The organism is Providencia sp. PROV119, from assembly GCF_028482435.1.
In the GTDB taxonomy this organism is placed as follows: Bacteria; Pseudomonadota; Gammaproteobacteria; order Enterobacterales; family Enterobacteriaceae; genus Providencia; species Providencia stuartii.
Map to the genome: position 1 here is coordinate 74,298 of NZ_JAMPQL010000008.1, position 22,258 is coordinate 96,555.

15 protein-coding genes and 1 other RNA gene are annotated in these 22,258 nt (G+C 42.4%); 7 read left to right on the forward strand and 9 right to left on the reverse strand.

The window, feature by feature from the left end:
• Positions 1–8: 8 nt before the first annotated feature.
• On the forward strand, positions 9–500 hold the full coding sequence (gene sspB / locus PSF11_RS09670) for a ClpXP protease specificity-enhancing factor (protein WP_014657579.1): 492 nt from the start codon (positions 9–11) through the stop codon (positions 498–500).
• Between the two features lie 1,166 nt (positions 501–1,666).
• On the opposite strand, the gene PSF11_RS09675 is transcribed toward sspB, so the two are convergent.
• Positions 1,667–3,082 carry an FAD-dependent oxidoreductase gene (locus PSF11_RS09675; RefSeq protein ID WP_072502764.1) on the reverse strand — a complete coding sequence of 472 codons (1,416 nt, stop codon included), beginning with the start codon at positions 3,080–3,082 and terminating at the stop codon, positions 1,667–1,669.
• Between the two features lie 10 nt (positions 3,083–3,092).
• Entirely contained in the window at positions 3,093–7,556 is a 4,464-nt protein-coding gene (gene gltB, locus PSF11_RS09680; protein WP_115113607.1) for a glutamate synthase large subunit, read from the reverse strand.
• Between the two features lie 961 nt (positions 7,557–8,517).
• Here gltB and arcB point away from each other — a divergent pair.
• The 3 genes from arcB to mtgA all read left to right on the forward strand — a co-directional run bounded on the left by arcB (position 8,518) and on the right by mtgA (position 12,481).
• Complete coding sequence (gene arcB, locus PSF11_RS09685; protein ID WP_272682758.1) at positions 8,518–10,863, forward strand: aerobic respiration two-component sensor histidine kinase ArcB; 2,346 nt, start codon at positions 8,518–8,520, stop codon at positions 10,861–10,863.
• 233 nt (positions 10,864–11,096) lie between these two features.
• Entirely contained in the window at positions 11,097–11,747 is a 651-nt protein-coding gene (gene elbB / locus PSF11_RS09690) for an isoprenoid biosynthesis glyoxalase ElbB (RefSeq protein ID WP_014657583.1), read from the forward strand.
• Positions 11,748–11,755: 8 nt separating this feature from the next.
• Entirely contained in the window at positions 11,756–12,481 is a 726-nt protein-coding gene (gene mtgA / locus PSF11_RS09695; protein WP_014657584.1) for a monofunctional biosynthetic peptidoglycan transglycosylase, read from the forward strand.
• A 60-nt stretch (positions 12,482–12,541) separates the two neighbouring features.
• Here mtgA and dolP read toward each other — a convergent pair whose 3' ends face one another.
• The 4 genes from dolP to PSF11_RS09715 are packed head-to-tail and all read right to left on the reverse strand — an operon-like array spanning position 12,542 to position 15,925.
• Positions 12,542–13,117 (reverse strand): division/outer membrane stress-associated lipid-binding lipoprotein, encoded by a 576-nt coding sequence (gene dolP / locus PSF11_RS09700; protein WP_004925393.1) that lies wholly within the window; start codon positions 13,115–13,117, stop codon positions 12,542–12,544.
• A gap of 9 nt (positions 13,118–13,126) precedes the next feature.
• Positions 13,127–13,717, reverse strand: coding sequence for a DnaA initiator-associating protein DiaA (gene diaA / locus PSF11_RS09705; protein WP_004925390.1), 591 nt, complete (start codon positions 13,715–13,717; stop codon positions 13,127–13,129).
• Between the two features lie 20 nt (positions 13,718–13,737).
• Positions 13,738–14,121, reverse strand: coding sequence for a YraN family protein (locus tag PSF11_RS09710; protein WP_072502766.1), 384 nt, complete (start codon positions 14,119–14,121; stop codon positions 13,738–13,740).
• 49 nt (positions 14,122–14,170) lie between these two features.
• Complete coding sequence (locus PSF11_RS09715) at positions 14,171–15,925, reverse strand: penicillin-binding protein activator (RefSeq protein WP_072502767.1); 1,755 nt, start codon at positions 15,923–15,925, stop codon at positions 14,171–14,173.
• 60 nt (positions 15,926–15,985) lie between these two features.
• Between PSF11_RS09715 and rsmI the strand changes: the two genes are divergently transcribed.
• From rsmI to PSF11_RS09730, 3 genes are all read left to right on the forward strand, one after another.
• Positions 15,986–16,861, forward strand: a complete 876-nt coding sequence (rsmI, locus tag PSF11_RS09720; protein WP_004925382.1) for a 16S rRNA (cytidine(1402)-2'-O)-methyltransferase — start codon at positions 15,986–15,988, stop codon at positions 16,859–16,861.
• Between the two features lie 49 nt (positions 16,862–16,910).
• Positions 16,911–17,283, forward strand: an RNA gene (rnpB, locus tag PSF11_RS09725) — RNase P RNA component class A.
• Positions 17,284–17,512: 229 nt separating this feature from the next.
• A complete protein-coding gene (locus PSF11_RS09730; RefSeq protein ID WP_072502768.1) occupies positions 17,513–18,685 on the forward strand; it encodes a tetratricopeptide repeat protein in 1,173 nt (390 codons plus the stop codon).
• A gap of 588 nt (positions 18,686–19,273) precedes the next feature.
• Here the strand turns inward: PSF11_RS09730 and dagF are convergent.
• The 3 genes from dagF to PSF11_RS09745 are packed head-to-tail and all read right to left on the reverse strand — an operon-like array spanning position 19,274 to position 22,251.
• A complete protein-coding gene (gene dagF, locus PSF11_RS09735; protein ID WP_004925371.1) occupies positions 19,274–20,014 on the reverse strand; it encodes a 2-dehydro-3-deoxy-phosphogluconate aldolase in 741 nt (246 codons plus the stop codon).
• 1 nt (position 20,015) lies between these two features.
• Positions 20,016–21,128: a DgaE family pyridoxal phosphate-dependent ammonia lyase gene (locus PSF11_RS09740; RefSeq protein WP_004925369.1), complete on the reverse strand. Its 1,113-nt coding sequence runs from the start codon at positions 21,126–21,128 to the stop codon at positions 20,016–20,018.
• A complete protein-coding gene (locus PSF11_RS09745) occupies positions 21,112–22,251 on the reverse strand; it encodes an amidohydrolase/deacetylase family metallohydrolase (protein WP_014657590.1) in 1,140 nt (379 codons plus the stop codon). The genes PSF11_RS09740 and PSF11_RS09745 overlap by 17 nt, the downstream gene beginning before the upstream one ends.
• Between the last annotated feature and the right edge of the window lie 7 nt (positions 22,252–22,258).

Below are 22,258 nucleotides of genomic sequence, written 5' to 3' on the forward strand. Positions count from 1 at the left end.
GTGTCATGATGGAAATGGCACCAATGACACCTCGACGCCCGTATCTGTTACGCGCGCATTACGAGTGGCTGCTCGATAACGATATGACGCCGCATTTGGTAGTTGATGTCTCCGTTCCTAATACCAACGTACCAATGGAATTTGTTCGTGATGGGCAAATTGTCTTGAACGTGGCGCCGCGTGCAGTTGGTAATTTTGAGATCACAAATGATGAAGTACGTTTTAACGCACGATTTGGTGGCGTACCTCGTCAGGTGTATGTTCCGATGGCTGCGATTATCGCTATCTACTCTCGTGAAAATGGGGCTGGCATGATGTTCGAACCTGAAACAGCCTATGAAGAGCAATTATCAGGTGAGCCAGAAGTGGTTGAAGATAACCCAGCGGATAACATCATGTTAGTTCACGAATCAGAGCCGACAAGTGATGAATCTACAGCATCGGATGATGAACCAACGCCACCCCCTAAAGGTAGGCCATCTCTCAGAGTTATCAAATAGTTGGTAAGTTATCTAGGTTAAAAAATAGAGGGAAGAGCATCTTCGACGCTGATCAATAAAGAAAAAATTGGCGAAATGGCTGATGACCCTTTGAATATATAAAATCCGATATTAAGGAATATAATATCGGATTTTTTTATGGTGTTGCTGATTGAGTCTACTTACTTCTAGCATCGGTGATGCTGTCCACTCCTTATTAATTGAGATACACCAATTTATATTACCCAGTTAATCAGTAAGCTGCTTGCTATCGCGTTCAAGAAGAACTACAGCATCAATTTTCCAGCCAGATAAACCTTTTAATAATTCAACTAGCGATGTTGGGTGATACGTATAATTACTGAAAGCTACTTTTACTTTGGCTTTATCTAGCCTCTTCTACAGTTATATTTCTTAGTCAAAAATCACATATATCTTGGGCATCAATATAATAATCCCAACTGATATCACGAGAGTGGATCTGATCTTTTATTCGTTGAGTGAGATAAATATCAATAATATTGTCACTTATTTCAACATAATCGGTATAGATAGCGATTAAATCATGCCGATAAACACTCTCAGTGACCTATTTAGGCGATCACTTCGAGATAGCCATTTGTATATTGATATTATCTTTATACAAATGGTTTTATTCGTAATTACGCATAATTGAAAAATATTATCGAGAAAAGAAAGCGTCTGATGAATTGTAGACTTTATTATCCCTTATCAGTGAGTGAGACGAGTTACCCTCTATAGCCATTTAACGAAGCTTAAGGCTTAGATAAAATAGTATCGTGCTGTAGCATTTTAGATGGGACAAACACATACAGCTAAAATTACTAATAAGTAGTCGAAGCCGCTCATCAATATTTGTCATGAACGTTATATAACCATTCCTAATATAATTAAATAGCGGCTCTCATGACTATTGATAAATCGAACCGCACTATTTTTTATGGGTTTGTATTTGTGTGATGAGATTGACTCGCGAGATAGATGAGCTTTAGGTTGAAAACGAAACAAACTAGAAAACGCGAAAATCGGTGTTTTGCAATACATGGATAAGCCATAAATCTAAATCCGATCAATATCCTGACAAGAAAATGCCAGTCAGTTTAGCTGACTGGCATTAGGAGGGGGTATCACTACGGCCTATCGGTCGCTTACTAAGGCGTTAGCAATTAGACTCCCATAAAACATAAAATACCATCGGCAGCTTTACGCCCTTCAGCGATTGCGGTGACAACCAAATCAGAGCCTCGGACAATATCCCCCCCTGCAAATATTTTGGGGTTTGAAGTCTGGTAGGCCAAAAGCGCATCATGACTCGCGATAATACGCCCTTGATTATCGAGTTGCACATCGTGATCTGCGAGCCAAGGCATAACATGTGGACGAAAACCAAAGGCGGTGATCACGGCATCTGCGGGGAGCAAATGCTCAGACCCTTCAATGATTTCAGCTTGAGCACGACCATTTTTAGATGTGCTCATACTGGTTTTCACCACCTTAACACCACATACTTTTCCTTGTTGATCGACTTCAATACTGACTGGCTGCACATTAAATAAAAATTCAGCGCCTTCTTCACGCGCATTTTTTACCTCTCTAGGCGACCCTGGCATACTCGCTTCATCTCGACGATAAGCGCAGCTAACTCTTTTTGCACCTTGCCGAATAGCAGTACGGACACAATCCATTGCAGTATCACCACCACCAAGCACGACAACATGCTTATTGCTGAGGTCGATATAAGGTGCATCCTGTAACTCCTCAAACCCCATTAAATGACGCGTATTGGCAATCAGATACGGCAAGGCATCATGGACGCCATGGGCATTTTCATTGGCTAGCTGCCCTTTAGTTGATTGATAAGTTCCTGTACCTATAAATACGGCGTCATATTCATTGAGCAAATCACTTAAAGGCAGATCTTTGCCAATTTCCGTATTCAGTTTGAACTCAATTCCCATAGCGGTGAAAATCTCTCTACGGCGAGACATAATCTCTTTTTCGAGCTTGAAGGCAGGGATACCAAAAGTGAGTAATCCCCCAATTTCAGGGTGGCGATCATACACGGTTGCTTGAACACCATTGCGCGCTAAAACATCGGCACAGGCGAGACCAGCAGGGCCAGCCCCGATAATTGCAACACGTTTATTGACTGGCACAACATGGGAAAGATCGGGACGCCAGCCCATTGCAAAGGCAGTGTCATTAATATAACGCTCAATATTACCAATAGTGACAGCACCAAACTCATCGTTTAGGGTACATGCGCCTTCACATAGGCGATCTTGAGGACACACTCGACCACATACCTCAGGCAAGCTGTTGGTTTGATGAGAAAGCTCAGCAGCTTCAATAATACGCCCTTCATTCGCTAGTTTTAACCAATTAGGGATATAGTTGTGTACAGGGCATTTCCATTCACAGTATGGGTTGCCGCATGAAAGGCAGCGATCTGCCTGTGTTTGTGCTTGGATCGCGCTAAAAGGTTCATAGATTTCCACAAATTCAATCTTACGAACATTTAATGTTTTCTTCGGCGGGTCAACACGCTGTAAGTCGATAAATTGATAAACATTTTGGCTCATTTTTCTCTCCTTACTGTGCTTGGACGCGTAATTCGGCTGCTGAACGGCTACGATGGCCTAAGAGCGCATTGATGTCACTGGATTTGGGCTTCACCAATGCAAAACGGCTTACCCAGTACTCCCAATCAGCTAAGATAGCTTCGCCACGGGATGAATGTGTTAAGCGGACATGTTCAGTGATGAGCCCACGTAAATGCTCTGCGTGGATAGGCAACTCATTGACGGATAGCAACTCAACCATTTCATTGTTAACTCGACGTGAAAAGTTATCTTCTTCGTCAAGAACATAAGCGAATCCGCCTGTCATACCAGCCCCAAAATTGATCCCTGTATTACCAAGCACACAGACGATCCCACCTGTCATATATTCGCAACCATTATCACCAATCCCCTCAATGACGGCGGTTGCACCTGAATTACGTACCGCAAAACGTTCACCAGCTAGACCCGCTGCATAGAGTTTACCGCCTGTGGCGCCATATAAACAGGTGTTACCCGCGATGGTGGTTTTATGTGTTGCAAAGGAAGAGCCTACCGGTGGACGGATCGCGATAATCCCTCCCGTCATGCCTTTGCCAACATAATCATTAGCATCACCCGTTAAAATCAATTCGACACCACCTGCATTCCACACGCCAAAGCTCTGCCCCGCTGTTCCTGTAAAATAGAGTTGTAACGGCGTTGCTGCAAAGCCTTGGTCACCAAAACGACGAGCAATTTCACCAGAGAGTGCGGCACCAACGGAACGATCGGTATTCATGATATCGTAGAAAAAGGTTTTTGATTGTTTTTGGGCTAAATAAGGCTCTGCATCACGTAAAATACGTTGGTTTAATAAACCTTCATCAAAAGAAGGGTTCTTTTCAGTACAAAACACCGCTGTGCCAGCCTGTGGTACGCTCGTCGCTAATAGGCTTTGCAAGTTAATTTTGCTCTGTTTTGCCGTAGTACCTTCAATAATTTCAAGTAAATCTGTGCGACCAATTAAATCAGTCAGTTTAGTCACACCCAATGCCGCCATTAGCTCGCGGGTTTCCCTTGCAATAAATCGAAAGTAATTAATCACCCGCTCAGGTAACCCATGATAGTGATGTTGCCTCAGGGAATCATCTTGTGTTGCAACACCGGTTGCACAGTTATTGAGATGGCATATGCGTAAGTATTTGCAACCTAATGCAACCATGGGGCCTGTGCCGAAACCAAAGCTTTCGGCGCCTAATATAGCGGCTTTGATGATATCAAGGCCCGTTTTTAGGCCGCCATCTGTTTGTAGCCGAATTTTATGACGTAACCCATTGGCGACAAGAGCTTGCTGCGTTTCTACAAGGCCAAGCTCCCATGGGCACCCAGCGTATTTAACCGAGGTAATTGGACTCGCTCCAGTTCCGCCATCATAACCTGCGACGGTGATCAAATCAGCATATGCCTTTGCAACCCCTGTCGCTATAGTGCCAACACCCGGCTCAGATACCAGTTTGACGGAAATAAGAGCGTGAGGGTTGACTTGTTTGAGGTCAAAAATAAGCTGTGCCAAATCTTCAATTGAATAAATATCGTGATGTGGTGGTGGTGAAATTAAGGTGACACCGGGCACGGAATAACGTAAACGTGCAATATACGGGGTGACCTTGTCTCCCGGTAATTGCCCACCTTCACCCGGTTTCGCGCCTTGAGCCACCTTGATTTGAATGACATCAGCATTGACTAAATAAGCCGGAGTGACGCCGAAACGCCCAGAAGCGACTTGTTTGATACGTGAACGTTTTTGTGTACCGTAGCGTGCGGGGTCTTCTCCACCTTCGCCTGAATTGGAAAAACCACCGAGCGTGTTCATTGCGATGGCTAACGCTTCATGTGCTTCTGGGCTTAATGCCCCAATCGACATTGCAGCGGTATCGAAACGTGAAAATAGCGCTTCTTCAGGCTCTACATCGTCCAGCGAAATTCCATTATCTGAAAATTTTAAGGCGAGTAAATCACGGAACGTCGTGACTGGGCGATTATTCACCAGTTGCGCATATTTTAGATAATCATTGTAGTCACCACTGTGGACGGCTTGCTGTAAGGTTTTTACCACATCAGGGTTGTAGGCATGGTACTCACCATTGTGCATATATTTGAGTAAACCGCCTTGCTCTATAGGTAGACGCGGTAGCCATGCTTTACGGGATAAATTAAATAGGTCTAATTCAAAGTCACTAAAGTTAGCTCCACTAACTCGACTGACTACACCGTCAAAGCACACTTGGGTGACTTCTTCATGTAAGCCAACGGCTTCAAACAATTTTGAACAGCGATATGAGGCCACTGTCGAAATCCCCATTTTCGACATGATCTTATATAGCCCTTTATTAATACCATTGCGGTAATTCAGCAAAACGTTACCAAGAGGCTTATCAAACAGCTGTTTTTCCGCCATTGCTGCGAGTGATTCATAGGCTAAGTAAGGGTAGATAGCCGTTGCTCCAAAACCTAATAACACCGCAAAGTGGTGTGGGTCTCTGGCGCTGGCTGTTTCGACAATTAAGTTAGCATCGCAACGTAAATGGTTTTCAACTAAACAGTGCTGGACGGCACCTACGGCCATTGCGGCAGGAATAGGCAAGCGCTCTGGTGAAATATTACGGTCAGAAAGCACTAATAATACGGCGCCATCACGCACTTTTTGCTGCGCTTCTTGGCACAGATTTTCAATCGCTTGTTTTAATGAATAAACAGAAGGTGGATAGGTAATATCGACAGTGGCTGTTTGATAGTAGCGACTATCTTGTTGGCATAATTGCTGGAAATCAGAATAGAGCAAAATAGGGGATTTAAAACTGAGCCGATGCGCTTGCCCTTCCGCTTCACAAAACACATTCATTTCTCGCCCAATACAGGTGGCAAGCGACATCACATGTGCTTCCCTAAGTGGATCGATAGGGGGGTTAGTGACTTGTGCAAATGACTGGCGAAAGTAATCATAAAGAATGCGTGGACGCTGTGAAAGCACGGCAAATGGGGTGTCATCCCCCATTGACCCTGTGGCTTCTTGGCCATTTTCACCAAGGACTCGGATAACTTGCTCTAACTCTTCGCTGCTGTAAGCAAATTGCTTTTGATATGAGGCAAGGGTTTGGTTGTCCATGGAGCGTTGCCCTACCGCATCTTGCGCTTGCTCCATGGCTTCAAATGGCGTTAACCGAATAACGTTTTTTTCAAGCCACTCTTTGTACGGATGACGACTCTTTAGGTCATTATCCGTTTCCGCACTGTGCAAAATACGCCCCTCTTGGGTGTCGATTAGCATTAGCTCACCGGGGCCAACACGGCCTTTTTCGACCACCTCATCAGGTTGGTAATCCCAAATGCCAACTTCAGAAGCGCATGTAATGAGCTTATCTTTGGTAATCACATAACGGGCTGGGCGTAGACCATTTCTATCTAGGTTACAAGCAGCATAACGGCCATCAGACATGACTAAACCTGCTGGGCCATCCCAAGGCTCCATATGCATGGAGTTGAAGTCAAAAAAGGCTTTGAGATCTTCATCCATGTCGGGGTTATTTTGCCAAGCGGGGGGAACAAGTAAACGGATCGCTCGAATAAGATCCATCCCTCCATTGAGCAATAATTCGAGCATATTGTCGAGAGAGCTTGAATCTGATCCGGTTTCATTGACAAAAGGTGCCGCTGTTTGCAAATCAGGGATCAGGGGGGTACGAAACTTGTATGAGCGCGCCCGCGCCCATTGGCGGTTGCCTGTAATGGTATTAATTTCCCCGTTATGCGCTAAATAGCGAAATGGCTGGGCCAGTGGCCAACGTGGTACGGTATTGGTTGAAAAGCGCTGGTGGAAAAGGCAGATAGCAGATTCCATTCGTAAGTCGGCGAGATCAGGGTAAAAACGGGGCAGATCCGTTGCCATACATAACCCTTTATAAATGGTGACAAGGTTAGATAGGCTACAGATATAAAAATCATCGTCATGAATACGTTTTTCGATACGACGACGGGCAACGAATAAGCGTCTTTCAAGGTCTCGTGGTCGCCAGCCGGCAGGGGCATTGATAAATAGCTGCTCAATTTTCGGGAGGCTAGAAAGTGCAATGCTGCCAAGAATTTCACGGTTAATAGGAACTTCACGCCACCCAACAATCGCTAAGGTTTCATCTAAGATCTCTTCTTCAATAATACGTCGGCAATCTGCTGCAATGGTTTCATCTTGACTTAGAAAGATCATCCCAACGGCATAGTTACGTGCTAAACGCCACCCTTGCTCTTGTGCCACTAAATGGAAAAAGCGGTCAGGTTTCTGTAACAATAAGCCGCAACCATCGCCTGTTTTTCCATCAGCGAGGATTGCACCGCGATGCTGCATTCTGGCGAGTGCATGGATAGCGGTTCTGACGATTTTATGGCTAGGTTCACCTTCGATATGGGCAATCAGGCCAAAGCCACAGTTGTCTTTCTCTAATCTTTTATCGTACAGCATAGATTCTCCGTCGTCTTTCGTACTACAACGTTATTGCTATGTTTTTTCCGCTGAATAGAGAGTGTTGCTCTACTTTCAGGGAACCGGTTCTTTATGCCTAGTTGTAGCGCGAAATATCTAGGAAATAGCTACCGTAGAGGTTTTAACTACAACTGTATTGGCGTACTTCTTTGCTCTTCACTGTAAATAAATTCAATGGGTTATCTTGGTTTCTTCTATTTATTGCTCTGGCTTATTGCTTTGGGTTAATTCATTCATTTACTCATCTTTTTTACTGGTTATCTTTTGAGCACACCAAACAACAGCGCCAATGAGTCGCTGTTTCTATTCTTAATAAAAAATAAACAGTGTATGGGAGTAATTGTTATGTATACGTCATCAGCAGAGAGGGCGGTACACGGTCAGGTTTTAACTTAGCGAGATTCTTTTTCTAGGTCAAATAGTGCGTAATAAGCATTATTTGCAAGATAAAATAATGTTATTTATTTGATAAAGAAAGAAAAACTTATCAAAAATGCTTTTGTGATGCACGTCTTGTTTTTGTAAATACTGTGATATACATCACCAATAAATTGATTTTTTTTGCGCTAACTCTATCGAGTTTTACTTATTAAATAATTAAATGTTTTTAGTTTAAGAGTTAGGCTGGTTTTTTATTCTGTTTTTTGTTGTTTTATAAAATTAATAATGTAGTTGTTTGTTATTATAAATGCTTATATTTTTGAAAAATAAAGTGTATTTTAGATAAGGAACGTGCTTCAATTAAAGAATATCGCGTATTATTTTATTTTTGAATAATAAGGTATCGAGCATAAAGACCGTGAATAAAGAGGGGTGGTAATCGTATGAGTAACAAAAAATCCCTTTTATTGATGAGCAGGATCGACATTTCTTATCAACAATGACTCGGATTTGCCTTATTTGATATATGATTCAATGAGTATCATATTAAGGGGTGGTTATGAAAGTACTTCGCGGTCTTGCGCAATATTATGTCGATTTAATGATGAAGCTCGGACTCGTCCGGTTTTCGCTCTTACTCGCATCTGCATTGGTTGTTCTCGCAATGATAATGCAAATGGCGGTGACAATTGTATTGCGTGGTCAAGTTGATAGCCTTGATTTGGTTGGCTCTATTTTCTTTGGTTTAATTATTACACCATTAGCTGTCTATTTTTTATCGGTGGTGGTTGAACAACTTGAAGAGTCTCGGCAGCGCCTTTCTCGCATGGTCGATAAGCTGGAAGTGATGCGTAAGCGCGATGCTGAACTTAATACGCAATTGCAAGGCAACATAGAGCAGCTTAATCAGGAAATTATTGAGCGGGAAAAAGCGGAAAGCGCGCATCTTGAATTGCTTGAGCAATTAAAACAAGAAATGAAACACCGCGAGCAAACACAAATTGAGCTTGAGCAGCAGTCCACATTATTGCGTTCGTTTCTTGATGCATCGCCAGATTTGGTCTATTACCGTAATGAAAACAATGAGTTTTCAGGGTGTAACCGGGCAATGGAGCTGTTGACAGGCAAGAGTGAAAAACACCTTGTTGGGTTAACCCCGTTAGATATTTATGATGTTGAAATCGCCTCTAAAGTGATGGAAACCGACGAAAAGGTATTCCGCCACAATGTTTCTCTCACCTATGAACAGTGGCTCGTTTATCCGGATGGGAGAAAAGCGTGTTTTGAGCTACGTAAAGTGCCGTTTTATGATCGGGTTGGTAAGCGACATGGTCTAATGGGCTTTGGGCGTGATATTACAGAGCGTAAGCGCTATCAAGAGGCATTGGAGAACGCAAGCCGCGATAAAACGACATTTATTTCAACAATTAGCCACGAACTTCGCACACCGCTCAATGGTATTGTCGGGCTAAGCCGTATTTTGTTAGACACCGACCTAACGGCGGAACAAATGAATTATCTGAAAACCATCCATGTTAGTGCGGTCACATTAGGGAACATTTTCAATGACGTGATCGAAATGGATAAGATAGAACGTCGTAAAGTTCAATTAGATAATCAACCTGTTGCTTTACCTCAATTTGTCAATGACTTAGAAAATCTCAGTGGTCTTTTAGTTCAACCGAAAGGGTTGAAATTTGTCATGGATGTGGCGGCTGGACTGCCTGAAAAAGTGCTGACAGATGGCACCCGACTTCGTCAAATTCTCTGGAATCTCATTGGAAACGCCGTCAAGTTCACTCAGCAAGGTGAAGTTAAATTGAGTATCTGGCGAGAAGGGGAAGATAAGCTATTCTTCCGTGTTCAAGATAGCGGTATTGGTATTCCGAAAGATGAGCTAGATAAAATTTTTGCGATGTATTACCAAGTAACAGACAGTGCGGGTGGCAAACCCGCAACAGGCACAGGGATCGGGCTGTCGGTATCACGTCGCCTCGCACAAAATATGGGCGGGGATATTCAAGTTGAAAGTGAAATTGGGCAAGGTTCAATTTTTACGCTATCCATTGTAGCACCTGTTATTGAAGAAGAAGTGATTGATTCACAAGTCAATGACGATGAGTATCCACTACCTGCTTTACATATCTTGCTTGTGGAAGATATTGAGCTAAATGTCGTCGTAGCCTGCTCTGTGCTGGAGAAATTAGGAAATACCGTTGATGTTGCCATGAACGGTAAAGAGGCATTAACGATGTTCGCTCCTGGTGAATACGATTTAGTGCTACTAGATATTCAACTGCCAGATATGACGGGAATTGATATTGCTCGTGAATTGAATCAACGCTACCAGAAAGAGGATCTCCCTCCATTAATCGCACTGACGGCGAATGTTTTGAAAGATAAGAAAGAGTATTTCGATGCAGGCATGGATGGCGTATTAAGCAAGCCATTGGCCGTCTCAGCCCTTAAACAGGTCATTGAGCAGTTCTGGGGTGAGCATGCGAATGAAACGCCTCAGAAGGGCATACAAAGCGTTTGCGGCGATACTGATGAGTCCGTGCTAGATTGTGAGATGCTGGAACAGTATATGGAGTTGGTTGGCCCGCAAGTTATTTATGACGGCCTCGAAGTCTTTGAAAAAATGCTACCAAGCTATTTAGCGATTTTAGATTCCAATATGGTGGCAAAAGATCAGAAAGGTATCGTCGAAGAAGCGCATAAAATTAAAGGGGCCGCAGGCTCTGTAGGATTGAAAAATTTGCAAAAAATTGCACAACAAATTCAATCACCTGAACTACCTGCTTGGTGGGATAATGTACAAGAGTGGGTGGATGAGTTAAAACAGGATTGGAAGTCGGATATAGAAACTTTGAGAAACTACGTTGACGGGTGTGCAAAAAAATAACCCCAACCGAAGTTGGGGTGCGCGAATACTGCGCCAACACCAGGGAAATCGTTGATCTACCTATGGTTTTCTTTTTGGGCAGACCTTTAGAATCTGTTTACTGCTTAAGAGAATAATACCAAGATACCAAATATTAGCGAATTTGTTACAAGATTCATTAAAATCTGTGATGAAGATTGATGTTTATTCCCTTTTTGCGGTTCAGTGATAATTTACTACAAATGGAGCGAGATATGAAATCAATTGCGGTTATTTTAAGTGGATGTGGTGTTTTTGATGGAAGCGAGATCCATGAGTCAGTATTAACTATGCTAGCTTTAAGTAAAAAAAATGTCGAAGTCCACTTTTTTGCACCAGATGAAGATCAACCTACTGTTATAAATCATATTACTGGTGAAGTAAAAACAGAAAAACGCAATCAAATGGAGGAGGCTGCAAGGATTTCTCGTGGGAAAATAGCGCCTTTATCCTCTGCGGATGCAAATAAGCTAGATGCCCTCATAATTCCTGGTGGTTTTGGTGCAGCAAAGAATTTATGTGATTTCGCGGTTAAAGGAAGTGACTGTGAAATTAATAAAGAACTATTAAGTTTAGTCCAACAAATGCACCAACAGAAAAAGCCATTAGGCCTAATATGTATTGCGCCCGTTATGCTTCCTAAGCTTTTAAATACATCAGTTGAATTAACAATTGGTAACGATAAGGAAACGATTGCCCACATTGAAAAGATGGGAGGTAAGCACATTACCTGTACTGTCGATAATATTGTGGTCGATCATGCTAACAAAGTCGTTACAACACCTGCTTATATGCTGGCTCAATCGATCTCAGAGGCTGAAATCGGTATTAATAAGCTCGTTGAGAAAGTATTAGAAATGGCATGATCAACTAAATGAGAGTGAAAATTTCTCTATTATGGCGCTGGTTAAGGAAAGTTTTTCTTTCATTAGCCGCTTTTTGGTTTTTGACTGTGATTGCATTTAAGTTCTTACCAGTGCCATTTTCTGCCGTCATGATAGAAAAGCAAATATCCGCATGGATAAACTTAAACTTTTCTTATGTTTCTCATTCTGAGTGGGTTGATGAAAATCACATTTCTCCCTATCTGTATTTGGCGGTAATAGCCGCCGAAGATCAAAATTTTCCTCATCACTGGGGTTTTGATCTCGAAGCGATAGAGAGGGCTTATAAGCATAATATGAGTAAAAAAAAGACGATTCAAGGCGCGTCAACTATCTCTCAACAAACAGTAAAAAACCTTTGGTTATGGAATGGGAGAAGTTGGATAAGAAAAGGGCTTGAAGCAACAATGACTCCTATTATGGAAGTTATGTGGTCTAAAACACGAATCCTTACTGTTTATTTAAACATAGTTGAGTTTGGTGATGGGGTTTTTGGGGTTGAAGAGGCATCAAAAAAATTCTTTAAAAAGTCAGCAAATCAATTAACTATGGAGGAAGCTGCACTATTAGCAGCAGTTCTACCAAATCCTCATCGATTTAAGGTAGAATCACCTTCTTCTTATGTGTTAAAGCGGCAGGCTTGGATCTTGAATCAGATGTACCTTCTTGGAGGTAGGAATTATCTGAAAAGCAACGCTATTGGTCCGACCAAATAAAAAAGTCATGAATTTTTACTCATGACTTTTGTTTTTATAACAATATATTATTGTTTATGATTAATTGAGATAGGTAAAAGCGGTCGTGACACGACGGACGCCATCTGTTTCACTGGCAATTTTTGCAGCAGCATCACCTTCTTGCTTAGTTAAAACACCTAGCAAGAATACTTCACCATTTTCAGTAATCACTTTCACACTGGAGGACTTCACCGCATCGCTAGTGAGAATTTTGGATTTGATTTTGGTTGTGAGCCAAGTATCTTTTGACGCTGTTCCTAAAGTAACGGGCTCTCCTTGGCGGACCTCATTATAAACCGCATTGGTTCCCTCGACATTTGCTGCTATCTGCTTCGCTCGCTCAGCCCATGACATATCAGGACTTTGGCCGGTTAGCAGAACATTTCCCTTATATGCTGTCGCAATAATGCGCGCTTTGCCTGTAATGTCTTTATCTTTGTTGAGTTGACCACTGACACGAGCTTCTAACGTGCCATCATCAACTTGCTGACCGACCGTACGAGGATCTGTCGCACTTTTGGTGGCAACCGCCGCTGAACCAACAACGGCAGCGCCAATACAGCCTTGTAGCATTGTCATGCTGACAACAATGGCTACTATTGGGAGTAATCGCATTTTTGCTCCTTAATCATCCTGATGGGGGAAAAGTGTATTATCGATGAGATCACAAAGACAATTCACGGTAAGAAGGTGGACCTCTTGGATCCTGACACTACGTTGTGATGGAATGCGTATTTCCACATCTTGAGGGCCTAAGAGGCCAGCTAGCTCGCCACCATCATAACCCGTCAGTGCTACAATCGTCATATCCCGCGTCACAGCAGCTTCAACCGCTTTGATAATATCGCTACTATTTCCATGTGTTGAGATAGCCATTAAAACATCACCATGCTGACCCAGTGCTCTCACCTGTTTAGCATATATTTCAGTTGGTTGTTTGCTACCAGAAATCGCGGTTAAAACGGCATTGTCCGTATTTAGTGCGAGTGCGGGAAGACTCGGACGCTCAGTTTCAAACCGATGGATCATACTCGCGGCAAAACGTTGTGCTGTTGCCGCTGAAGCACCATTTCCACAGCACAAAATTTTATTACCATTTAGCAGTGATTGAACCATCATCATTGCTGCCCGTGATATTGCATCCGGCAATGCTTCTGCCGCTGCTATCTGAGTTTGAATACTTTCTGTAAAACAGACTTTAATTCTATCCAGCACTTGCTTATTTTCCTGTGAAATTAACCAACATGTTCACTATCGTTAAAGGCATTCTGTATCCATTCAAACTGACGACCAGTAATCGCACAGATATCAAAACGACATGCGGTAGTTTCGAAGCTTTCTTGTTTTTCGGCAAGCCAATATTTAGCGGTGGCAATCAGTTTTCTGCGTTTGTACCGATCAATTGATAACAGTGCTCCACCATATTGCTTATCTTGGCGAAAACGTACTTCAACAAATACCCAACCAGTACTATCACGCATGATAAGATCAATTTCACCATGGCGATTTCTGGCATTTCGTTCAATAAATGTTAACCCCTGTTGTTGCAGGAAAGCCAGTACCCGATTTTCATAGTACCGGCCAGTTAACCATTTTAATGTTTTTTTGAGAGGTTGCATGACGTCCTTGTCTTAAAGTTTGGCAATTATCCTAATTGCGCGACAAAATTTATTTTGCCAATTTGATTTGCCCTTGATTGAATTGCAACCAAGGAAGATCGCGGTATACAACACAGTTTTTATCGACACTTAAGGCACCAGATGCACCTTGTAAGCGGAATTGAGTATTGTGTTGTAATTGATCATAGTTATTCGCGAGTGCCCAAGCATCGACCCCTAACGCATAAAGACGTAATAGGGAATAGTCATTGTTGAGCTTTTGTTGAGCTTGTTTGCGCAAATTATTATTTGCACCCGCTAACAATGGAATATCACTGAATTTAACCCCTTCCATTTCGAAACGGAAATCAGCGCCATTACCTGCTTGGTTACTGCGTGAGCTAGCATAGAGCGCAGGGCGTTGGCGGCTACTAATCGCCATTTCAATCATTGGTTTGATTAAAGTTAATTCATCACGAGTCGCCACAATATAGACCGCATCAACGGCACTCGCTGAACTTACTTGCGGCTCAGGCTGAGTAAGCTCAGGATAATTTTGTCCATCGATTGATTTTGCCGCCACTTGCTGATTAACAATAACAGGTATACCTGTCATGCGAATACCCGCACCGCGGTTTATCGACTCTTTGAGCGATGCAGTAGATCCAAAGGACTGTTTGAGTACGGTTGCGCCACCTTTTGATTGCCACTCTTCAGCGAATGCTTTAGCAATACGCTCACCAAAGGCATTTGAAGGAACGAGAAGCAATGGAGCACGTTTCCCATCGGCCATCATATGTGCAGCAGCATTTTTGGCCTCATCTTCTGGCGACAAGGAAAAATAGCAAAGATTTGGGCGTGGCTGTAGCTTATCGGCATCTAATTCATTCAGTGCCAATACACTTAATGGCGATCCTGCTTGCGCAATCGCTTGTACTTCAGGTTTCAATAGTGGACCAACCACTAACGTGAAGCCTTCATTTTGTGCTTGTTGCAGTAACTGAGGCAGTGACTTTCCATTCGTATCAAAGACTTTGACACTTTGGGTATTGGTTGGCGCGGGCGCAATGTTCAACGAAGGATTGACCACTTCAGACTCACTGCTTGGGCTACTATTACCTGTGGTCGCTGCAACTTCCGCATAGATTTGCTCTAATACATCGTTACCGCTATTTGCCTCAGGTGTTGCTACTGGTGCACTATTGCTGGTTGCCACAGGGGCTTGTGGTAAGCCTTTTTGTGCATCCATAAAGCCCCGCATAATAGCTTCACCAAAGACTTTCCCTTGACCGCTCATAGGAAGGAAAAGCGCAATTTTTGGTGAGGTTCCAACTGGTGGTTGCAATGACTGAGTAAGTTGATTTGGTGGGGTTTTTACCGCTGGGTGATCCGCATAACGGATTTTCCAGTCATTAATACCGGCACGTAGTGCATCAATATCGTCACGGTTATTGAGGTAGATATCCAACAAATCAACCCATCCAGCGAGGGTATTTTCTTCGACTCCAATTCCCTCCACCTGATTAGGTGTCATTTGTGTTAACATTTGCCACGTACCATCGATATTTGCCTGATGAGCAGCTTGTTCTGTTAGCAATGGCTCTTGGCTGATATAGGCACGTAAAGCCTCAACGGAAGGCTTACCTTGTGCAGAATCAATGATAGACTGATAACGACTGACTTCAGAGCTGATTTGCTCAGGTGTCGTTGGGGTGATCGGTGCTCTGTTATCCCCTGTGAGTTGACAGCCTGACAACACTAAAGCAGATAGCATTGCCGTGCAGATTAACCCTTTTTTTACATGCAAAAAAATTGAAGGACGCATACTGTATCCAGTGGTGTATTTTCAGTTGCTTAATTTTAAACCGGCTATTCGGATGAAACAATGAATCAACCTAATCAAGCAGTGGTTATGGCATCCACGCTGTATATTGTGCCTACCCCTATCGGTAATATGGGCGATATCACGCAACGTGCGCTGGATGTTCTTAAACATGTTGACCTTGTCGCTGCAGAAGACACACGGCATTCAGGAATGCTGTTGCAGAATTTTGCCATTAATGCACGCATGTTTGCCTTACATGATCATAATGAACAGCAGAAGGCAGATCAATTAATTAGCAGACTTCAACAGGGTGATAGTATCGCATTAGTTTCCGATGCAGGTACACCTTTAATTAACGATCCTGGTTATCATTTAGTCACTCGCTGCCGTGAAGCCGGGATCCGCGTTGTTCCATTACCGGGAGCATGCGCCGCTATCACTGCCCTCAGTGCTGCGGGGTTACCTTCTGACCGTTTTTGCTATGAAGGTTTTTTACCCGCAAAAAGTAAAGGTCGTAAAGACGCCCTTAAAGCACTTGAACGAGAAACTCGCACATTAATTTTTTATGAGTCAACACATCGCTTACTCGATAGTTTAGCAGACATGGTTGAAGTGTGGGGGCCAGAACGGCATGTTGTACTTGCTCGTGAAATAACCAAGACTTGGGAGTCAATCGAAGGGCGCCCTGTCGGTGAATTATTAGCGTGGGTTAAAGAAGATGAAAACCGTCATCGAGGCGAAATGGTGCTGGTTGTTGAAGGCTATAAAGCGAATCTAGATGAGGATGATATTTCACCGGAAGTGATCCGTACCTTAAACTTATTACAGCAAGAGTTGCCACCGAAAAAAGCGGCTGCGATTACCGCCGAAATATACGGGTTGAAAAAGAACCGCTTATATAAATTGATGCTTGAACAATCAAGTGACGAGGAATAACGGTACAAACCCCTATACATGAATAGATAAAGTGCCTATAATCCGCCTCGGAGTTGGCTAGACAACCGCTGCTTTATCGTTGTCCTTTGGGAGACGGGTAGAGGGGAGGAAAGTCCGGGCTCCACAGGGCAGGGTGCCAGATAACGTCTGGGAGGCGCAAGCCTACGACTAGTGCAACAGAGAGCAAACCGCCGATGGCCTGTTTACAGGCTCAGGTAAGGGTGAAAGGGTGCGGTAAGAGCGCACCGCGCGGCTGGTAACAGTCCGTGGCACGGTAAACTCCACCCGGAGCAAGACCAAATAGGGGTTCATATGGTGCGGCCCGCATTGAACTCGGGTAGGTTGCTGGAGCCAGTGCGCAAGTGCTGGCCTAGATGAATGGTTGTCCACGACAGAACCCGGCTTATCGGCCGACTCCTCAAATAAACGCCCCAACGTGCATGAGTACGGTGGGGCATTTTTTATACTCATATGCGATAGTGCCTATCTTTTGGGGGCCTAAAGGCTGCATCTTTTTTCATTGGTACGTTTTTATAGGGTGTCATGCATACCAAATTTTTATAGTAAATTATCGTATTCGAATAATATTGGTAATACCATATAATGAAGTCCGATAAGAGAAATATCCCATTCTAAAAGAGAGTTTATACAATGAAATATCTCGCTTTATTTCTAAGTCTTATAGTGATAGACGCGAATGCTTATTTACTTGATTATAAGCCAATTGATATAGAATCAATAATAAATGAAAAAGCGACAACACAAAAAATTAATCTTTTTTCAATAATTGAAAGTTGCGATAATGTTAATTTATTAAAAGAACAAGTCACAGAATTAGAAAATACTAAATTTATTGACTGTTCAATGATTGATGGGCGAGATTTCCTTGTGCTTGAAACGTCGATTGATTTAGGGGGAAGTTCATCACCAAAGACATTATCACTTCATGCAAATGGTAACGATGAATTTGGATTAGACGTCAATGATGAATGGATGATGAAGCTCAATGAAATTGCTCATAACTATTTATTTCTAATTAAATTAAAAAATAATAGTGATAAGCATTATCAAAGTGTATCAAGTACATCTGCCCCCATATTCAATAATTATCCTTCTAATGTGAATCGTCATTGGCTAAAGCCTGACGAAGAAGTCAATGTTATCGTTCCGTTATTATCGCCTAATTATAAGCCATTAATGGAAGGGCAAAAATTAAGAGAACCCTCTAAGCTGTTTATTAAAACCAATAAACTGGCAGATACTGGGAATGCTGAGGCGCAGTATCAGCTAGGTAACATGTATGAAAAGGATACCGTTCATATTCAGCGTGATAGAGATATGGCATTTGAATGGCATAAAAAGGTGGCAGATCATGGGGATGCTATTGCGCAATATATCACCAGTGAAAACGATTATTGGATGGCTAATGTTAAAAATAAGGTCAATATGAAACGCCTCAGCATTGAATATTTAAACAAATCAGCCGCTCAAAATGACCCCGTTGCACAAAAACATCTTGCTGAACATTATCTAACAGGGAGCTATCTTAAAAAAGATCCGCAAAAAGCATTATTACTATTGAAAGCCTCGGCGGAACAAGGAAATGAGTGCGCTCAAACAGAATTGGGGCGACAAACTTTTAACATGGGAGATAAAGTTACAGGTTACGCATGGTATTCGATAGCTGCTTATTCCGTTAAATACGATGAGGATACGTTAAATAACATGGAAAAACAGATGACCATTGATGAACTAAGAAAAGCAACGATATTATCGAAAGAGCTTAAGCGCAAATACCCAGTGAAAAAAATTGCATATGAATAGCTAATTAAATAACTCATATATAATAGCGTATTGCCCGTCAAATAAGCTATATTTTTGCTTTGTGTATTTCTTTTTTTGCCTTTTTATAATGTGTAAGTTGAGCGCTTTAAAAATAATAAAAACGTTATCACTATTAAAGATAAAGTAATGCTGGAAAAGTGATGAGTAGAAAATAGTATATTTAGTCATGAATGGAGATTAAGTCAGTTAGATGGAATTTAAAAGTGTCGTTTGTTTAAGAAGTAATAAATAGGTGAGCCAGTCATTATTAATGATACAGAAAGAAAAATACGCAACTATCGCGATGAAAAAACTTTAATTTAGATATAGCCTGTTGCAGTAAAAAATTAATAGAGTTTTTTGCGAATAAGGATACTCATTACTTTATTAGAAAAATGAGCGAGATAAAAAATTATCGGTCTGATTTTGGTTCCGGTGGAAAAGCGATATACCAGTCAACATAGTTATGGGCGATTAATAGGGGGAGCTATGGATATGAATTTTATTCTTTATGATAGACAAAATAATAGATGTTTATTGTAGAGGGGAAAATATCCCCCTCTACTCTTTGAGGCAAAGTGATTAACGCTATTTTAGTGCTTGTTTAACCATTGTGAGCAGTTGGCGTACATCTTCTGGACGTGTATTTCCACTCTCTTTATCAATGATTGAACTATAGATATGAGGGATGATTTTTTTCACACCAGCATCTAATGCAATCTGTAAAATTTGGGAAAAGTTTTCCAAATCAATCCCCCCTGTAGGTTCAAGGGAAAAGTCAAATTTGGCACAGGCTTGTGCAACGACTTTATACTCTTCAATATAAGTTAACCCTTTCATATTAAAGAATTTGATTGAACTAGCTCCCATGTCTTTAAGCATCATAATCGCCGTTTCTACCGGCACGATACCATCAGGTGCTTGGGAGCTTAATGGCCCCGTTGATATTTTCACCATGCCTTTTGTTCCACTTGGTGAAACCAGCGCATTGACAAAGGTTTCATCCTGCCCAAGCAGGGCGCGGCTAATTGGAGCGCCTGTGAAGACTTGGTTAACGTGTTGCGGTTGGATCGCTTTTGAAATCAACGAAACCATTGTGGATTGGTTAGGGTCACCGGCCCCTAAACCAACAGAAAGTGCATTATTGGTTTCTTTTGCATAGATGCGCATATCTGCAATGGCACTGGTTAAATCAGGGTAATTTTTAGAGAGCACGCCAACGACCACAAAGGTTTCCGCGGCTTCATAAATATCTTTGGCATTTTGATGGCTGCCTGCGAGTACATTTAAACATACCCGATCTTGATAAAAATTTGGTGATAATTTCATACTACATTCCTTTAACTAACAATCGGATACGTTCAGCAATCGTATTAAGTTGCTCATTGCTAACACTACGAATATCAGCTTCCACTTTGCCTTCATTCGCTTTGTATTCACGGAAATAGATTGCCGTATCCCCTTGTTTTAATTCATTCATGATTTGGTAAGTTGTTTTACCTATCATTTTTTCATCGAAACTAATTTCAGCACGTGCAATATCACGTCCAGCCGCATCCCAAACGATACGTGCTGAAATGGCAGGCAGCGAATTGAGTGCTTCGATAAATTCACCCATGCGCTCAACCATCTCCGCGCCAGTTTCTTTAGTGGCTGTCAAATATTGCTCGATCGCGAGCGTCAGGCCTAAAATCCCTTCTTTTCCGACTTTCATGGCTCGGCCAATACCTTGGCTCTGACGTTTTACCCATTCCACATAGGTTTTTTTACCGATCACTAACCCACTTGTAGGGCCTTCAATGGCCTTTGCGCCACTGTAAATAACTAAATCAGCGCCGGATTGGTAGTAACTGGTGAGATCTTCTTCCGCAGCAGCATCAACAATTAAAGGAAGATTGTGTTGGCGAGCAACGGCAGCCGCTTCGCTAACACTGAGCATACTTTTTTGAACTGTATGGTGAGATTTAATATAGAGGATGGCTGCTGTTTGTGGCGTTACCTTAGCTGATAGTTGTGTAGGTGAACACTCATTGGCAAAGCCCGCTTCGATAACCTTACCACCACCTAATGCCACCATAGTATCGACAGGCGCACCGAAATTCACATTATGGCCTTTCGGTAAAATGATTTCCCGTGGTACGTTTTTTGACGATGAGTGCAGATTTAGCAGTAAATCATCATCATCACGCACGATCACCGCAGCAATCGCCTGTGCTATCCCTGCTGAAGCACAAGAGACGACAACGGCGCTTTCGACATTGAGCAATTTGGCAATATAATCGCCCGTTTTATTAACCAGATCTTTGATCTCAAAGTAATGGTTTAGGCCGTAAGCTACGCGTTCGACAACTTCTGGACTCGGCGTAGAGACGCCGAGTATGGTCATGCGGCCAGAGGCGTTAATCACATGTCTTAGCTGATATTTCTCATAAATCGATTGCATATTCAGATTCACCTTCTGCATGAACAATATGTTTTCCGCCAATAATTGCCGCTATAGGCACAAAGCGATGAGTGCCAGTACGACATTCTCCTTCTGCATCCGTCAGCTCTGTGCGTTCTTCTTTCAGGTCAAATAGCGTGATATCAGCATCAAAACCAGGTTTTAAGTAACCTTTTGCGGGAAGCGCTAATAAATCGGCAGCTTTTTCTGTTACACAACGAATTATTTTTTCAGCACTAAAGCCCATGCAAAGGAATTTCGTCATCACAAATGCAAGGCTGTAGACAGGGCCATTAACGCGGTTACGGTGGTAGATATCGGAACTAATAATGTCTGGGTAGGTACCAATACGCATGGCTTGTTCGGCGACTTTAAAACTAAAGCTTTCAGCGCCATGACCCACATCCAAAATCACTCCTCGAGCTAATGCTCGGGCAATAGAGGGTTTTAAGTTACCATCACTACCGAGAATTTGATTCGGTTTACCGTTGAAACAGTGAGTAATAATATCGCCGCGTGTTAAGAGATCGGCAATTTCATCAATATTGGGGGGGTTATTACCGATATGTACCATAAGTGGCAGTCGATGTTTTTTCTGCATTTGTTTCGCTTTAAGCAGCGGTTCAATACCGTTATCACCAACAACACTTTTACTCATGCGAGCCTTCATACCAACGACAAAACCCTCATGGCGCTCAATCGCTTGCTGAAAACAGGTTTCATCAATATTCTTCATATCTGATAACTCATTTTGCGCGATAATACCGATACGAGAGATATTTAATAATGAAAAGACGTTGGTTTGGGCCTTTTGAGTTAATTGATAAAATTTGTCGATATCATCAGCACCAACACTGCCTGCATCAACTAATGAAGTAACACCTCCTGCAGCACCGGCTAAATCTGGTTGATCGAAATAGATAGGAGACTCAACAAAACAGTGAGCATGTGAATCAATCCATCCGGCACTGACGTAGATTTTTCCTTTCAGATCAATCCATTTTTCAGCTTGTTGGTTGCAGGCCAACTCAGGGCCTGCAGCTTCGATTTTTCCATCTTTAATAAGAATATCAATGTGTGTTCCATCGATACGTTTACCCTGTTTGATGATTAGAGAATACATAGTTACC

What these genes read in the sequence shown, in the direction of transcription:
- dagF (WP_004925371.1), bottom strand. Translation starts at nt 20,014, where the DNA reads ATGAAATTATCACCAAATTTTTATCAAGATCGGGTATGTTTAAATGTA.
- mtgA (WP_014657584.1), top strand. Translation starts at nt 11,756, where the DNA reads ATGAGAGTGAAAATTTCTCTATTATGGCGCTGGTTAAGGAAAGTTTTT.
- sspB (WP_014657579.1), top strand. Translation starts at nt 9, where the DNA reads ATGGAAATGGCACCAATGACACCTCGACGCCCGTATCTGTTACGCGCG.
- arcB (WP_272682758.1), top strand. Translation starts at nt 8,518, where the DNA reads ATGAAAGTACTTCGCGGTCTTGCGCAATATTATGTCGATTTAATGATG.
- gltB (WP_115113607.1), bottom strand. Translation starts at nt 7,556, where the DNA reads ATGCTGTACGATAAAAGATTAGAGAAAGACAACTGTGGCTTTGGCCTG.
- PSF11_RS09710 (WP_072502766.1), bottom strand. Translation starts at nt 14,121, where the DNA reads ATGCAACCTCTCAAAAAAACATTAAAATGGTTAACTGGCCGGTACTAT.
- PSF11_RS09730 (WP_072502768.1), top strand. Translation starts at nt 17,513, where the DNA reads ATGAAATATCTCGCTTTATTTCTAAGTCTTATAGTGATAGACGCGAAT.
- rsmI (WP_004925382.1), top strand. Translation starts at nt 15,986, where the DNA reads ATGAATCAACCTAATCAAGCAGTGGTTATGGCATCCACGCTGTATATT.
- dolP (WP_004925393.1), bottom strand. Translation starts at nt 13,117, where the DNA reads ATGCGATTACTCCCAATAGTAGCCATTGTTGTCAGCATGACAATGCTA.
- elbB (WP_014657583.1), top strand. Translation starts at nt 11,097, where the DNA reads ATGAAATCAATTGCGGTTATTTTAAGTGGATGTGGTGTTTTTGATGGA.
- PSF11_RS09745 (WP_014657590.1), bottom strand. Translation starts at nt 22,251, where the DNA reads ATGTATTCTCTAATCATCAAACAGGGTAAACGTATCGATGGAACACAC.
- PSF11_RS09740 (WP_004925369.1), bottom strand. Translation starts at nt 21,128, where the DNA reads ATGCAATCGATTTATGAGAAATATCAGCTAAGACATGTGATTAACGCC.
- PSF11_RS09715 (WP_072502767.1), bottom strand. Translation starts at nt 15,925, where the DNA reads ATGCGTCCTTCAATTTTTTTGCATGTAAAAAAAGGGTTAATCTGCACG.
- PSF11_RS09675 (WP_072502764.1), bottom strand. Translation starts at nt 3,082, where the DNA reads ATGAGCCAAAATGTTTATCAATTTATCGACTTACAGCGTGTTGACCCG.